The 14,794-nt window shown below is 56.1% G+C and carries 13 protein-coding genes; 6 read left to right on the top strand and 7 right to left on the bottom strand.

Annotation, left to right across the window (positions count from 1 at the left end):
• Window positions 1–93: 93 nt before the first annotated feature.
• On the bottom strand, window positions 94–2,994 hold the full coding sequence (gene glnE / locus ACEQ15_RS00590) for a bifunctional [glutamate--ammonia ligase]-adenylyl-L-tyrosine phosphorylase/[glutamate--ammonia-ligase] adenylyltransferase (protein WP_370277062.1): 2,901 nt from the start codon (window positions 2,992–2,994) through the stop codon (window positions 94–96).
• A gap of 147 nt (window positions 2,995–3,141) precedes the next feature.
• Entirely contained in the window at window positions 3,142–4,269 is a 1,128-nt protein-coding gene (locus ACEQ15_RS00585) for an inorganic triphosphatase (protein WP_370277004.1), read from the bottom strand.
• Between the two features lie 307 nt (window positions 4,270–4,576).
• On the opposite strand from ACEQ15_RS00585, the gene ACEQ15_RS00580 reads away from it, so the two are divergent.
• From ACEQ15_RS00580 to ACEQ15_RS00555, 6 genes are all read left to right on the top strand, one after another.
• The gene (locus ACEQ15_RS00580) at window positions 4,577–5,257 is read left to right on the top strand and encodes a TIGR00153 family protein (protein ID WP_370277003.1); all 681 of its coding nucleotides are present in this window, start codon (window positions 4,577–4,579) and stop codon (window positions 5,255–5,257) included.
• 27 nt (window positions 5,258–5,284) lie between these two features.
• Complete coding sequence (locus ACEQ15_RS00575; protein WP_370277001.1) at window positions 5,285–6,550, top strand: inorganic phosphate transporter; 1,266 nt, start codon at window positions 5,285–5,287, stop codon at window positions 6,548–6,550.
• 218 nt (window positions 6,551–6,768) lie between these two features.
• The gene (gene argE / locus ACEQ15_RS00570) at window positions 6,769–7,923 is read left to right on the top strand and encodes an acetylornithine deacetylase (protein WP_370277000.1); all 1,155 of its coding nucleotides are present in this window, start codon (window positions 6,769–6,771) and stop codon (window positions 7,921–7,923) included.
• Entirely contained in the window at window positions 7,920–9,257 is a 1,338-nt protein-coding gene (gene argA, locus ACEQ15_RS00565; protein ID WP_370276999.1) for an amino-acid N-acetyltransferase, read from the top strand. The genes argE and argA overlap by 4 nt, the downstream gene beginning before the upstream one ends.
• A 79-nt stretch (window positions 9,258–9,336) precedes the next feature.
• Window positions 9,337–10,374 carry a YjgN family protein gene (locus ACEQ15_RS00560; RefSeq protein ID WP_370276998.1) on the top strand — a complete coding sequence of 346 codons (1,038 nt, stop codon included), beginning with the start codon at window positions 9,337–9,339 and terminating at the stop codon, window positions 10,372–10,374.
• Window positions 10,374–11,390 (top strand): M48 family metallopeptidase, encoded by a 1,017-nt coding sequence (locus ACEQ15_RS00555; RefSeq protein ID WP_370276997.1) that lies wholly within the window; start codon window positions 10,374–10,376, stop codon window positions 11,388–11,390. The genes ACEQ15_RS00560 and ACEQ15_RS00555 overlap by 1 nt, the downstream gene beginning before the upstream one ends.
• Before the next feature lie 25 nt (window positions 11,391–11,415).
• Here the strand turns inward: ACEQ15_RS00555 and ACEQ15_RS00550 are convergent, their stop codons facing one another.
• From ACEQ15_RS00550 to ACEQ15_RS00530, 5 genes are all read right to left on the bottom strand, one after another.
• The gene (locus ACEQ15_RS00550) at window positions 11,416–12,807 is read right to left on the bottom strand and encodes an ATP-binding protein (RefSeq protein ID WP_370276996.1); all 1,392 of its coding nucleotides are present in this window, start codon (window positions 12,805–12,807) and stop codon (window positions 11,416–11,418) included.
• A complete protein-coding gene (locus ACEQ15_RS00545; protein ID WP_282352619.1) occupies window positions 12,804–13,493 on the bottom strand; it encodes a response regulator transcription factor in 690 nt (229 codons plus the stop codon). The genes ACEQ15_RS00550 and ACEQ15_RS00545 overlap by 4 nt, the downstream gene beginning before the upstream one ends.
• A gap of 22 nt (window positions 13,494–13,515) precedes the next feature.
• Entirely contained in the window at window positions 13,516–13,827 is a 312-nt protein-coding gene (locus ACEQ15_RS00540; protein ID WP_370276995.1) for a PepSY domain-containing protein, read from the bottom strand.
• A 22-nt stretch (window positions 13,828–13,849) separates the two neighbouring features.
• Window positions 13,850–14,407 carry a glycine zipper 2TM domain-containing protein gene (locus ACEQ15_RS00535; protein ID WP_370276993.1) on the bottom strand — a complete coding sequence of 186 codons (558 nt, stop codon included), beginning with the start codon at window positions 14,405–14,407 and terminating at the stop codon, window positions 13,850–13,852.
• 153 nt (window positions 14,408–14,560) lie between these two features.
• Window positions 14,561–14,755 carry a DUF2892 domain-containing protein gene (locus ACEQ15_RS00530; protein WP_370276992.1) on the bottom strand — a complete coding sequence of 65 codons (195 nt, stop codon included), beginning with the start codon at window positions 14,753–14,755 and terminating at the stop codon, window positions 14,561–14,563.
• Window positions 14,756–14,794: the final 39 nt, after the last annotated feature.

The raw sequence follows: 14,794 nt of genomic DNA, 5'->3' as shown, positions 1-14,794 counted from the left end.
CACTCTACAGAGTAAGATCTGGGTTTAAGTACTCAGATGTAAAAAAGCCAGACATAACGTCTGGCTTTTTTGTTCTTGGATCAGGACTGCTGATCAGCCCAGCAGCTTATCCCAGCTGGCAGCCACAAACTCGCGACTGTCGCGCAGCTCATCATCGCTAATCTCGTTGGATCGCTCCTGCAAGGTCAGGCTGTGCCCTACAGAGCGGAATTCGATGTACGCTTCGCGCAGCCTTTGCGCTTCCTCCGCAGGCATCAAACCACAGGCCTCTGCACCTTCGAGGATACGGATATTGTCGGTGAATTCGGTGAGGGATGCGTATTCGTGCGCATTCGCCAGCACGCAGTACTGGGTCATGAACTCGATATCCACAATGCCGCCGCGATCCTGCTTGAGGTGGAACACTGGGTTCTCAGTATTTTCGGTGTTCTTGCTACCCAGGTGGTCACGCATCTTTTGACGCATCTCCACCACCTCTTTCTTCAGCTCGGTCTTATCGCGCTCTGCCGAAAGAATCTCAGCACGTACCGCTTCAAACGCCTGCTGCAGTTTAGGATCACCCGCGACCACACGGGCACGCACCAGTGCTTGGTGTTCCCAGGTCCAGGCCTCTTTTTGCTGATAGTCGGTGAATGCCTTCAGCGAACTTACCAGCAAGCCGGAGTTACCGGACGGACGCAGACGCATATCCACCTCGTACAGCTGACCAGACGGGGTAAAGGTGTTGAGGATATGGATAATGCGCTGCCCCAGACGGGTGAAGAACACTGAGTTAGCGATCTGCTTCTCACCGTCGGTAAACAGGTTCGGATCGGCGTTGTGGATAAACACCAGATCCAGATCAGAGCCGTAAGAGAGTTCGATACCGCCTACTTTACCGTAACCGATAATGATGAAGTTCGGATCGCACGGTACACCCTGCGACTGCATCGGCACGCCATGCTTCTCAGACAGGTTACGCCAGGCGATCTCCAACACCACATTCAAGATAGCTTCGGCGGTCCAGGTGAGGTAATCACTCACTTTCATCAGCGGCAACGCACCAGTGATCTCAGATGCGGCCACACGCAGGGTAACTGCATTCTTGAAGTAACGCAGCGCTTCCATCAACTGCTCGGTATCCTCCTCCGGGATACGCAGCAGTTGCTGGCGCAGCTCGTTACGGATCTGCTCCTTATCCGGTGGGGTGTACAAAGTACGCTGATCAATCAGCTCATCCAGCAGGATCGGCTGTTTCGCCAGCTGCTCGGAGAACCAGGCACTGGCCGAGCAGAGACGTACCAGCTGCTTCAGAGCCCCCGGATTTTCCGCCAACAACACCAGATACGCGGAGCGGCGCAACACGGCGCTTACCAACTTCAATACACGGGCGAGGGTTTCAGAAGCGTTATCGGTGTGCGAGACCTGCTCCAGCAACGCCGGCAGTACGGCCCGCAGACGTTCCAGACCGATCTGCTGCAACATCACTACAGTACGGGATTCACGCAGGTCCACCAGCTGTTTGTAGGCGGCGCCTGCGTCGTCAAATCCAGCCTCACCCAGGTATGTCAGCGCATGCTCATCCTCCAGCGTGCCATCCCAAAGCTCCAGCCACTCGGCGGAGTGGTCGTCCTCCTTCTCTTCGTCCTGCTCAGCCGGGGCAATAACGTCGGCGAAGTGGCGCCGCACATCAGCACGATGCGCTTCCAGCTGATTGTAGAAACTGTCCCAATCCTCGAAACCCATGCTGAACGCCAGTCGTAACTGCTCCGCTTCATCCATTGGCAGTTCCTGGGTCTGACGATCCGCCACCGCCTGGATCGCATGTTCAGCGTTACGCAGGAATTCGTATGCTTTCATCAGATCGTCAACGGCTTCCTCCGGCATACCTACGGAATCGGGTAACACCGGCAGAATATTGCACAGCTCTCGCTGCTGCAGGCGGTTATCGCGACCACCGCGGATCAACTGGAACGCCTGGGCAATAAACTCAACCTCACGGATACCACCCGAGCCGAGTTTCACGTTCTGCTCACGGCCCTTGCGGCGCACTTCCCGGTTGATCATCTCCTTCATATCACGCAGGGACTCAAAGGCACTGAAGTCGATGTATTTGCGGTACACAAACGGACGCAGGCGGGCCATCAGGTCGGCACCGGCCTCTTTATCGCCGGCCACCACACGCGCCTTGATCATAGCGTAACGTTCCCAGTCGCGGCCCTGCTCCTGGTAGTACAGCTCCATCGCGTCGAAGCTGGCCGCCAGCGGAGACGCGGAACCAAATGGACGCAGGCGCATATCCACCCTGAACACAAAACCGTCTACCGTCATGTTATCCAGTGCCTGGATCAGCTTTTTACCCAGACGAATAAAGAAGTCCTGGTTTTCCAGGCACTTTTTCTCGCCGTCGGTCTGGCCGTTTTCCGGGAAGCAGAAGATCAGGTCGATATCGGAGCTGAGGTTGAGCTCGTACGCGCCCAGCTTACCCATCCCCAACACCACCAGGCGCTGCTGTTCGCGTTCGCCACTGGCACCGATACCGTGCGGTGTACCAAAGCGCTCACAAGCCGAGACATAAAGCCAGTTCAATGCACCATCGATACAGGCGTCGGCCATATTGGAGAGGTCGCGGGTGGTTTCGCGCATCTCTGCGCGGCGGGTCAGGTCACGCCAGATGATGCGCACCTGTTCACGGTTACGGAACTGACGCAGTACGCGGTGCAGGGCATTCTCATCCTCCACCGCTGCCAAACGGTTATTCAGTTCCGTGTGGTAGTAATCTTCATCATAACGGCGCAGCAGGTCTTCACCGCTGAGCAGATCCTGCAGCAATACCGGAGAGCGCCCCAACTGGTCGGCAACAAAATCACTGCCAACGACCACGCGGGTCAGATCGGCCAGCAATTCCGGGGAGATCCCTTCAACGTCATTTAATTTGTCTTCGATTCGCTGCCAGTTCTGTTGCAACAGCGGGTGGAGGGGCTCGATAACCAGGTCGGTATTGGGTGTGTACATGTTCCGTGTGCTCTCCAGTATGGGCTCTATCAGGTCAACGCCCGGTGTCATCTGCATATCCGGTGTATTACGTGAATGCTCTGAACACACCGGATATGCTCCCAGCCTACCAGAGTTCGGCAAGCCGGGTCATGAGCTTCGTCACGCTCAATTTAATGGCTGTTGCGCCCGTGCCTGATGCTCGTCGCTCCAGCGCTCACGCCAGCTCAGAGAGACCAACTGATGGGCGATTTTTAGTGCGATCTGTCCCAAGCCGACCGTTTGCAGCAGCACCAACATCCGGTCTTCAGCACGTTTTTGCGCCTCCGCCTGCCACGCTTTACCGTTTCCGTTCATCAAGCTGGCAGTACGGTGCCAAGCATCGACATCACGCAGTTGGCGAATCAACTTGGTGAGGAGTTGGTCCAGGTCCCCTTCCGGATCAGCCGGGATGATGTCACTGAAGCTCTCGTACAAACCGCCGATGTTGCGCAAGGATTCCAGCGCCGCAGTCACATATCTCCAGTCACGGGTGAACTGCCAGGCTTCCAAGTACTGAGGCCACAGCATCAGCTCACGCTGCAACATCTGGCAGAACGCCAGCTCCATCGTCGCCTCATCCATAAAGCTGATCTCAGGTTCACGCACCTGATAGCCATCCGGATTGCAAAGGCGATAACCACGCTGTGCTTTGCTGATATCGGAACTCAACAGTGGGATCTGTTTACCCAGCTCCAACGCCACCTCAAACAGGTGTGCCGGATTACCGTCCATCAGTTCAAGCTCAAGCTCGCAGATATCATCGTGTCTGCGTTCATCGCCCTGCCCCACCCAAGCCTGGCCCTGATCCAGCGCGATCTCAATCAACAAGCGCTCACCGGCCGCATCTACGCTGTCGTAGATCCAGGTATTACGTACAAAATCGGTGGCAAATACCGGTTTAATTTTCGCTTGCAACTCAGGAGTGTTCAGGTGTTCCGGCCATTCGGCCTGCTGGAGCAGTTCAAAATTCAGCTCTGGGGTGTCCACATACCATTCCCACTCACCGCGCTGATGCAGACCACCTTCGGCCACACCGCTGGTTTTCAAGGTCTGGATGTAACGCCCCTCTTTCTCGCGAATGCGCAACGCGACCCGTGCCTGGGTCAGGTCCTGTTCTGGCGTATCAAAATAGATGTTCGTTAACGCCTTAGCGCCCTGATCGACCACCTGTGGAGATTTGAACAGCGGTTGCTGCTTCAGGGATTCAATGTGGTGTCGGCTGACACTCAGTTTCAACTCAATTTCTTTCGCCATAACACTGCAGTTTCCTTCTACTTCAGCCCACAGTCTAACCCAGCTTCAGTGGAAGGTGTGAATAAGCCCTATAGCATCCTGCTGGCACTTGAACCTGTGTGTGTCTGACAGATTTTGTAGTTATCGGGCGTTGTTTTTTAACAAAACTGTAACATTAATATGCATGCTCAAGGCCTTGCCCCCGGCCAAACTCGATTTATGTCAGTTTAATGTCTGATTGATGAATTTTTCGTGTATATACATTTACAATCTTGTGACAGCCCCCCTTATACTGCGCGCAAATTTTGACCCACACAGGTTTACTCATATGGTAACCAACAACCCTATCCTGCAGATGTTTGCGCGTTCTCCGTTTAAGCCGATGCAGGAACACATTGCAAAAGCACAGGAGTGTGCTTCCGAACTGATCCCGTTCTTTGAAGCCGTGAACAATTCCGACTGGGAAGAAGCGGAAAAGGTACAGCGCCGCATCGCGGTTCTGGAAGGCGAAGCAGATGCGATGAAAAAGGACGTGCGTCAACATCTGCCAAACAGCATCTTCCTGCCGGTACCACGTACTGACCTGCTGGAACTGCTGCGCATGCAGGACAAAATTGCTAACCGCGCCAAGGACATCGCGGGCCTGATGCTGGGCCGCAAAATGGAGATCCCGGCTCAGATCCAGACCCAGATGAATGACTTCGTTCGTGGTGCACTGAGCACCTCCGAGCAGGCACTGGTTGCCCTGAACGAACTGGACGAATTGCTGACAAGCGGTTTCAGCGGTCACGAGGTTGATCTGGTCGAGAAGATGATCGGTGAACTGGATGACCTGGAACACCACACCGACGAACTGCAGCGCAACATCCGATTCGAGCTGTTCCAGATCGAAAAAGATCTGCCACCGATCGACGCGATGTTCCTGTATCAGATTATTTACTGGATCGGCGATCTGGCCGATCGTGCCCAGCAGGTAGGCAGCCGACTGCAGCTGCTCATGGCTCGCTAATTCTTAAAATTATCGGAAGTAGTCCTCATGGAAATTCTCGCTCAGTACGGTGACACCATTGTCATCCTTGCGTGTATTTTTGGTTTCTTTATGGCCTGGGGTGTAGGTGCGAACGACGTCGCCAACGCCATGGGTACTTCGGTTGGCTCCAAAGCGCTGACCCTGAAGCAGGCGATCATCATCGCTATCATCTTCGAATTTGCCGGTGCTTACCTGGCCGGTGGTGCGGTAACCGCCACCATCCGTAAAGGCATCATCGATCCGGCACTGCTCTCTGGCACACCGGAACTGCTGGTGTTCGGCATGATGGCGGCGCTGCTGGCGGCAGGTACGTGGCTGCTGATCGCAACTCACTTCGGCTGGCCGGTATCTACCACCCACTCTATCGTGGGTGCCATCGTAGGTTTTGCCGCAGTAGGCATCTCTGCAGACGCTGTAAACTGGGGCAAGGTTTCCAAGATCGTTGCCAGCTGGGTGGTGTCACCCGTCACGGCCGGGGTCATAGCCTTCTTCCTGTTCCGTAGTGTGCAGAAGCTGATTCTGGATACGGAAGATCCGTTTAAGAACGCTAAGAAATACATCCCGTACTACATCTTTATGGTGGGCTTCATCATTGCCATGGTGACCTTCACCAAGGGTCTGAAGCACGTGGGGCTGGACCTGAGCTGGGGCCAGAGTGCGGCGATCTCCGTAGTGATCGGTTTTATCACTATGTTCATCGGCATCGCGATGCAGAAGAAGGTTAAGCCAAATCCGGATGCGGATCGCGACTACCACTTCTCCAGCGTGGAAAAATTGTTCGGTATTCTGATGATGTTTACCGCCTGTGCGATGGCATTTGCTCACGGCTCCAATGACGTTGCAAACGCGGTAGGCCCGCTGGCTGCTATTGTTGGTGTTGTTGCTGCCGGTGGTGAAGTTGTACAGAAAACAGCGATGCCGGCCTGGATTCTGCTGCTGGGTGGCGGTGGTATCGTGCTTGGTCTGGTAACTTATGGCCACAAGGTAATCGCGACCGTAGGTAACAACATTACCGAACTGACCCCAAGCCGTGGTTTCGCTGCAACCCTGGCGGCAGCAACTACCGTAGTAGTTGCATCCGGTACCGGCCTGCCGATCTCCACCACGCACACTCTGGTAGGTGCGGTTCTGGGTGTAGGTATCGCCCGTGGTATGGCTGCACTGAACCTGCGTGTTGTAGGTACGATCTTCGTATCTTGGGTAGTAACCCTGCCTGCAGGTGCGGGTCTGGCGATCATGTTCTTCTTTATGTTTAAGGGCATGTTCGGCTAAGACTCTGCCGATCTCCACGAGGGGTGCCATGCGCCCCTCGTCGCTTTCCCCACCAACTTGCCCCTCCTTCTTCTTTTCCTTTTTGTCAGTGCTGCTTCCAGCCCTACAACTTTCCGTGGCTTGGCATAGACCCTTGTCGTCATTGGTAGCACAATAGAAAGAACATGCCGTGTGTGCTGTCGCGGTCCCGGTCATATAACAAGAAGAACGGAGACTCTATGACCTCCCCTACCTGCCCTGATATCGTCACCATGCTGGCCGAACTGATCGCTTCACCATCTGTCAGCTGCACCAATCCCAGCCTCGACCAGAGCAACCTGGACGTAATCGAAAAGCTGGAAAACTGGCTCTCCGACCTGGGCTTCAAAACGGAAGTCATGCCGATCCCAGGCGCAGAAAATAAAGCCAACCTGATCGCTACATTGGGCAGTGGCCCGGGTGGTCTGGTGCTATCGGGCCACACCGACACCGTGCCCTACAACGACGAGCTCTGGGCGAGCAACCCGTTCCGCCTGACCGAGAGGGACAACCGTTTTTACGGCCTCGGCACCTGCGACATGAAAGGTTTCTTCCCACTGGCGATTGCCGCAGCGAAAAAGTTTATCGACCAGCCCCTGCAGCAGCCGCTGATCATCCTGGCGACAGCCGATGAAGAGAGTTCCATGAATGGCGCCCGCGCCCTGGCTGAAGCAGGCAAACCGAAGGCCCGTTATGCCGTGATTGGAGAGCCAACCGGTCTGCGCCCTATCTATATGCACAAAGGGATGATGATGGAGTCGGTGCGTATCACCGGCAGTTCCGGCCACTCCTCCGATCCCTCATTGGGTAATAACGCCTTGGAAGCGATGCACTCGGTGCTGGGCACCCTGATCGACTTCCGCAAGGAATTGCAATCCACTTACCAGAACAGCGACTTCGCCGTGAGCGTGCCCACCCTCAATCTGGGTTGCATTCACGGCGGCGACAACCCAAACCGCATCTGCGGCCAGTGTGAGCTGGAGTACGATCTACGACCACTGCCCGGCATGAATATCGACAACCTGCGCGAATCCATCGCCCAGCGGGTTAAACCGCTGGAGGAACAGTTTGGCGTGCAGATCAGTGCCGAATCCCTGTTCCCTGGAATTCCACCGTTCCAGAACGATGCCAGCTCGGAGCTGGTACAAACCGCCGAAAAGCTCACCGGTTACACCGCCCAGAGTGTTGCATTTGGTACCGAAGCCCCGTTCCTGCAGGGCTTGGGCATGGACACCATCGTCATGGGGCCGGGCTCCATCGATCAGGCGCACCAGCCGGACGAGTATTTGGCTTTTGACCAGATTAAGCCTACAGTAGCGATATTAGAGCAAATGATTGCCAAGTACTGCCTGTGATAAACGATATAAAACAATACGTTAACTGGTTCCGTCACTCCTCTCCCTACATCAATGCGCACCGTGGAAAAGTGTTCGTGCTGATGTTGGGCGGTGAAGCGGTTGCCGATCCCAATTTTGACCACATTGTGCACGACATCGCCCTGCTCAACAGCCTGGGCGTACGCATGGTGCTGGTGCATGGCTCCCGACCACAGATCGAAGCCCGTTTATCCCAGCAGAACCTGAAACCCCGCCTGCATCATCACCGCCGTGTGACCGATGAGGAAACTCTGCGCTGCGTGATCGAGGCGGCGGCATCCGTGCGCACCGAGATCGAAGCCAAGCTGTCGATGGGCCTGTCCAATACCCCGATGCACGGCGCCCAGATCCGTGTCGTCTCCGGCAACTTTATGACGGCGCGCCCGGTAGGCGTGCACGACGGTGTGGATCTGCGGCATACCGGCGAAGTGCGCCGCATAGACGCCGAAGCGATCAATCACCACCTCAACAGTGGCAACATCGTGCTGCTCTCCCATCTGGGTTACTCACCCACCGGAGAGATCTTCAACCTGGCCACCGAAGATGTTGCCACCCGAGCAGCGACTTCCCTGAACGCGGACAAGCTGCTGCTGTTTGGTGCCGACCAAGGTGTGTTTGATAGCAAGAATGAACTGCGCAGCGAGCTGCTGACCCGCACCGCCGAGCGCCTGGTGAGCAACTACCTGGCCGGTCTCGACCAGACCGACGAACCCCATACTGAGTTGTCCCGTCACCTGCATGCTGCCGTTCAGGCTTGCCGCGGTGGCGTCAACCGCTGCCACCTGATCAGCTACCAGGAGGACGGAGCCCTGCTCACCGAACTGTTCACCCGCGAGGGTTCCGGCACCATGGTGCTGCAGGAATCCTACGAACAGATCCGTCAGGCCACCATCGAAGATGTGGGTGGTTTGCTGGAGATGATCCAGCCGCTGGAGGAACAGGGCGTACTGGTGCGTCGCTCCCGCGAACTGCTGGAAAGTGAGATCAGCCGCTTTACCCTGATTGAGCGCGACGGCGCCATCATAGGCTGCGCCGCCCTCTACCCGTTCAAGCAGGACAAGGTGGGCGAATTGGCCTGTGTGGTGATCGACCCGCAATACCGCGGTGGTGATCGTGGCGATATGTTGCTGCAGGCGGTGGAAGCACAGGCCCGTCAGATCGGGCTGGAGCGGCTGTTTGTACTCACCACCCGCACCGCCCACTGGTTCGTCGAACGCGGCTTTAAAGAGCAGGCCGTTGATGCCCTGCCAACCGAGAAAAAATCGCTCTATAACCTGCAGCGAAACTCCAAGGTGTTCGCCAAGCCACTATAATAATTTGGCGTGCCCGCTGTGGCACGCCCTTCCATGGCCGCAGGAAGTGGCCTAAAACCAAGTTCAAGGATCCCAATACATGAACGAGCCCGTTGATACCCACGCCACTCCAGCCCCGGCGGCTGAGCCCAAACTCAACCCGGTCGATTTCCAGTTTCACGGCAAGGCCGGTGAGTTTTTTCGCATCTGGATCGTTAACGTCTGCCTGACCATCATCACCCTGGGTATCTACTCCGCCTGGGCCAAGGTGCGTACCAACCAGTATTTCTACGGGCACACCTCACTGGGGGATTCCCGCTTCGAATACACCGCCCAGCCGATGCAGATTCTCAAGGGCCGCCTGATCGCCTTTGGTGCCTTTATGCTCTATCAGCTTATTGTAAGCATCATGCCGATACTGGGATTACCAATTCTGCTGATCTTTGCCCTGGTGATGCCATGGATCATCGTACGTTCCATGATGTTTCGCCATTTCAACACCCGCTACCGCAACATCCGTCTTGGTTTTACCGGCAACTACGTGGATGCATTGATCGCCTATGTAGCCTTGCCCGTTGGCAGCGCCCTGACCTTGGGTTTACTTTACCCTTATGCCGCCTGTCGTCAGCAGCGCTGGCTGGTGAACAACAGCCGCTTTGGTAAAACTCCATTTTCAGCACAGCTAAAAGCTGGGGCGTTCTATTCGATCTATCTGGCGGCCATTTTCCTGGCTATCTCCACCGGTATCCTGTTTTTTATGGTGGAGATCTCAGTACCAACCATGCTGCCGCTGCTACCGCTGTTTCTTTTGCCGTTCTACTACCTGGTGTATGCCTACATCAAGGTGCATGTGACCAACTACACGGTGAACAATGCCCAGCTGGGTGAGCACCAGTTTGAAAGTCGCATGAAAACCCTGCCCTACCTCTGGATTTTCTTCAGCAATATGATTGTGATGGTGCTGACTCTGGGGCTGGCAACACCCTGGGCGATGATCCGTGTCGCGCGATACCGCGCTGATTGCACCACGGCTCAGGTTGCCGGTGATCTGGACCAGTTCGTTCAGGTGCAACAGGATCAGCAGAACGCCCTGGGTGAAGAGTTGGGTGAAGTACTGGATCTGGAGTTTGGTGTCTGATGCAGCTGGAAGCGTACTTCTACGACGGCCAGACCTCCAAGCGCACCCAGTGTGTTTTGGAGATCGATGCGGCAGGACGCTTTGTCCTGCCCAATGACCTGAGCTGGAGCTGGCAGCAGGTGGAGGTCAGCGCCCGGATCGGTGACACCGTACGCTTTCTCGATCTGCCGGACGGTTCCCGTCTGGAATCCAGCCAGAACGACCTGATCGATCAGCTGTGCCGCCAATTCCATCCCCAACCCCGCTCCCACGGGGTGCTCCACATACTGGAAAGCCGCCTGCGCTACGTGGCAGCTGCCGTGGTGATTACGGTACTGGCTATCTGGTGGTTTCTCGCCGAAGGCGTCCCTGCGTTATCCAACCAGGTGGCCCAACGCTTGCCCGCTGAGATCACCCAGGAGCTGGGTGAGGAAACCCTCACCTTCTTCGAAAAAGCCCGCATCTTTGGCCCCAGCCAGCTACCGGACGAACAGCAAGCCGCGATCCGTACCCGCTTCAGGGCACTGGTGGCGGAGCAGTCTTCCGACTTTATATACAAGCTGCACTTCCGTGACGCAGGGCATACCATCGGCGCCAATGCCCTGGCACTGCCCTCGGGGGATATTCTGATTACCGATCAGTTGATCGAGCTGGCCGAGCATCCAGACGCAATTCTGGGGGTACTGGCCCATGAAGTGGGACATGTGGAACACCGCCACAGCCTACGGATGATTCTGCAGAGCAGCACCTACCCGCTGATCGTCACAGCGGTGACCGGGGATACCAGCCTGGCCACTACTGTGCTGGCCGCATTACCAACCATGATGATCGAAGCACACTATTCGCGGGATTTTGAGGAAGAGGCAGACCGTTTTGCCAAGGACTACATGATCCGCCACGGTATCGACAGTGCACATCTGGGGCGTCTGCTCGCCGCGATGGAATCCGCTGCAGGCGGCAACGGTCAGGCAGGCTGGCTCAGCTCCCACCCGGCCACCGACGACCGGGTAAAACTGCTGGAGCAAACTGAAGAATAAAGGCCTTTTGACAGGTCTCGATAAGTTACGCGACGCTGCCACCCGGCAGCGTCACCTTAAACAACGCCCCACCCAGATTAGACTCGGCCACTTCGAGCTTTCCGTCGTAGGAGCTGATGATATCCACAGCCACCGACAAACCTATACCCTGCCCCTGAATCGAGGTATCCAGTCGCGCACCGCGCTCCAGAATCACCTGCCGTGCTTCCGGGCTTACGCCGGGGCCATCGTCGGCTATCAGGAGCTGCAGACTGTCACCGTTCAATGTCGCGTCGACGGACACCTGAGAATCCCCGTATTTGTAGGCGTTCTCTAGCAGATTGCCCAACACCTCCATCAGGTCACGTTCGTCACCAGCAAAGCCCAAGTCCGCATTGACCATCGCCTCAGAATGAACACCTTTATCGCGATACACTTTATCCAGCGCGGTGAGCATGCGATCCACCAGCGGTTTTACCACCACCGCCTGGGCTAGCACACGCCCCTGTGATTTCACAGCGCGGGAGAGCTGGTACTGCACGATCTGATCCATACGTGCGACCTGTTCGTCGACCACATCACCGTACTGCTCCAGTGCCAGCTGCTCTTCACGGGCGCCACGCATCACCGCCAACGGTGTTTTCAGACTGTGGGCCAGATCACCCAGGGTGTTTCGGTAGCGCTCGCGCTGCTGACGTTCGCTTTCGATCAGGCGATTGAGGTTATCGGTCACCGCCTGCACCTCGTTCGGGTACCGACCGGTGAGGATTTCCGCTTCACCCTGCTCGATCTGTTTCAGGTCACGGGCCAACCCTTTCAGCGGCTGGATGCCCCAACGCATGATCAGCACTTGCGCTACCAACGCGATCATCAGTACCGCCATCAGCCACATGGCCAACTGGGTCGAATACGCCGCCAGCGCTTTTTTTACCGCCTGGTCGGACTCCATCACGGTAAAGGTCATCGCCTGCTCGCGACCGTTCTGCTCCCAGATCACACTGAAGCTGTAACGGTACAACCCCGCATCCGCTTGATGTGAAAACTGCGAGGCACCCGGCGTAAATATGCTGGGTAACGAAGTTTCGTAACGTAGCTGATTTTCGGGTAACAGACGGGAGGAGGCGGAACGCCAGAGCAGCTTGCCGTTAGCACTGTGGATAACACCGTACAGGCCGGAGCCGATCTGTGCATAACGCGGTTCCTGCAACGACTGGGGCAGTACGGCGAGCTGATCGCCCAACTCGATACTGCCCAGCAACAGGTACACCTGCAGCTGCAAGCGCTCATTCACGGCGACTTCCTGACTGCTGTGGTAGGCATTTTTCAGGGCGATGCCAGCCAGCAGCATCACCACTGGCAGTACCAATGCTGAGGCGAACAGCAGTCGCCCCTGGATTGAGCGGAACAGTTTGGAACGCAGTGACCGGAGTGCGATCATCCCTCTTTCTGTTCCGGCTTCAGATCAAAGCGGTAACCCATGCCACGCACTGTAGTGATCGGTTGCAGATCCTGATCCGGGTCCAGCTTCTGACGCAAGCGACGGATGAAAACCTCCAGCACATTGCTGTCGCGGTCGTAGTCCTGGTGGTAGAGGTGCTCGGTCAGCTCGGTCTTGGAAACCGTTTTGCCTGCATGCAGCACCAGGTATTCAAAGGTTTTGTACTCGTAGCTGGTCAGGGAGACAGGCTCGTCGTGGCGATACACTACGCGGCCGCTGGTATCGATGCGTAACGGACCAAACTCAAACACCGGCTTGGCGTGTCCGGCCGCGCGGCGCAGCAGTGCGTTCAGGCGTGCCGCCAGCTCTTCCATATGGAAGGGTTTAACCACGTAATCGTCGGCACCGGCTTCCAATCCTTCCACCTTGTCCTGCCAGTCACCACGGGCAGTAAGGATAATGATTGGAAACTTCTTCTCCTCGGCGCGCCAGCGTTTGATCACTTCCACGCCGGACAACTTCGGTAGACCCAGATCCACAATCGCCAGATCGTAGGGGTACTCCCGTCCCAGATAGAGTGCCTCTTCACCGTCTTCACAATCTTCGACCGTGTAGCCACGCCCCTCCATCGCCCGTACCAGTTGGCGACGCAGATCCGGTTCATCCTCAACAATCAGCAGTTTCATATCGTGTCCTCAATCAGGCCATTCAGGGACGCATCAGCTTGCCGCTGTTGGCGTCCACCAGAAACTCACGGATTCGTCCGTCGTTCATCATACGAATCCGATAGCCCGCTTTTCCTTTTATGCTGACGGGCTCTGCTTTTAATACCCGTCCGCCATACTGTTTTTTCACCCGTGCGACCGCCTGCTGCAGGCTGATCGAACTGGCGGCTAACTCAATGGGTGCAACAGGGTTGGCTGCGGGCTGTGCGGATACCGCCGGACTGACCGCCAATACTGCGCTCAAACCCAACACTCCCAGCGCAGTTGCCGCTGAAAAACCAAACTGTCTGAACATTGCCAACCCCTTAAACTGAAACTCAGTGAACGGGTGTTACGTCCACCCGTACTTTAATCCGTTTTCCCGGATGTCTGTGTGTCCGGGTCTGGTACTCCTGACCGTGGTAGCGATAGGTCACGTGGTATCCTGAAACCTGCTCATGATACTCCACATCATGGGTGACCGCGCAACGCTGCTCATCGCGGTAGCTTACATTGTAGCCGCCGCCACGGGGACGGTTAATATCGTGTGCGATCGAAGCACCAATCGCCGCACCAATTACCGCCTGTACCTTCTTGTTAGTCTTATTGTGGCCAACCGCGTTCCCTATTGCACCGCCAATCAGCCCGCCGATAAGTTCATCGGTGTATGAGTCGTTGCGATAGCGGTGCGGCTGCTCGTAGGCAACCCGCTCGGTCCAACAGCTTTCGCGTGGAATGCTGCGTTCGACACGCTGGTAGATCGGTTCGACATGCACAACGCGGGCGTAATCGTAATCCTTGTGATGTTTATGATGTCCGTTTCCACGATGACCGGCCTCGGCCTGAGTCACAATCAGCCCTGCGCTGAGCAGGGTGGTCAGTATCAGCTTTTTCATAACGTCACTCCTCCTGCTAAGCAGGCCCCTTCGGGATCGTTTTAAGAATGACCTCAGGGTAAGGGGCGGCGTCTGAATCTTTACTGAATCGAAAAAAAACGCCGCACGAACTGTGCAGCGTTTTTTAATATTAGGCGGGAATCTGTTCGCGGGTCAGCTTTCGCAGCGCTTGCAGGTGCTCACACCCAACACCTTGTACAGCGGGCACCAGCCAAAAAAAGCGATCAGAATAACCGGTACACCAATCCAGCCCCAGGCAGTCTGTGGACCAACAAAAACCAGTGCGATCAGGACCAGTCCAACCAGGACACGGATAATTTTGTCGAGGTTACCAATGTTCTTTTCCATGACGATCTCCTAACGTAATCAGCGAAATATCTGCTTGTT

Source organism: Pontibacterium sp., assembly GCF_964228735.1.
Lineage (GTDB): Bacteria > Pseudomonadota > Gammaproteobacteria > Pseudomonadales > Balneatricaceae > Pontibacterium.
This window is presented reverse-complemented; position numbering and strand designations above follow the sequence as displayed.

What these genes read in the sequence shown, in the direction of transcription:
- ACEQ15_RS00540 (WP_370276995.1), bottom strand. Translation starts at nt 13,827, where the DNA reads ATGTTCAGACAGTTTGGTTTTTCAGCGGCAACTGCGCTGGGAGTGTTG.
- argE (WP_370277000.1), top strand. Translation starts at nt 6,769, where the DNA reads ATGACCTCCCCTACCTGCCCTGATATCGTCACCATGCTGGCCGAACTG.
- ACEQ15_RS00555 (WP_370276997.1), top strand. Translation starts at nt 10,374, where the DNA reads ATGCAGCTGGAAGCGTACTTCTACGACGGCCAGACCTCCAAGCGCACC.
- ACEQ15_RS00575 (WP_370277001.1), top strand. Translation starts at nt 5,285, where the DNA reads ATGGAAATTCTCGCTCAGTACGGTGACACCATTGTCATCCTTGCGTGT.
- ACEQ15_RS00580 (WP_370277003.1), top strand. Translation starts at nt 4,577, where the DNA reads ATGGTAACCAACAACCCTATCCTGCAGATGTTTGCGCGTTCTCCGTTT.
- ACEQ15_RS00550 (WP_370276996.1), bottom strand. Translation starts at nt 12,807, where the DNA reads ATGATCGCACTCCGGTCACTGCGTTCCAAACTGTTCCGCTCAATCCAG.
- ACEQ15_RS00585 (WP_370277004.1), bottom strand. Translation starts at nt 4,269, where the DNA reads ATGGCGAAAGAAATTGAGTTGAAACTGAGTGTCAGCCGACACCACATT.
- ACEQ15_RS00545 (WP_282352619.1), bottom strand. Translation starts at nt 13,493, where the DNA reads ATGAAACTGCTGATTGTTGAGGATGAACCGGATCTGCGTCGCCAACTG.
- ACEQ15_RS00535 (WP_370276993.1), bottom strand. Translation starts at nt 14,407, where the DNA reads ATGAAAAAGCTGATACTGACCACCCTGCTCAGCGCAGGGCTGATTGTG.
- ACEQ15_RS00560 (WP_370276998.1), top strand. Translation starts at nt 9,337, where the DNA reads ATGAACGAGCCCGTTGATACCCACGCCACTCCAGCCCCGGCGGCTGAG.
- glnE (WP_370277062.1), bottom strand. Translation starts at nt 2,994, where the DNA reads ATGTACACACCCAATACCGACCTGGTTATCGAGCCCCTCCACCCGCTG.
- ACEQ15_RS00530 (WP_370276992.1), bottom strand. Translation starts at nt 14,755, where the DNA reads ATGGAAAAGAACATTGGTAACCTCGACAAAATTATCCGTGTCCTGGTT.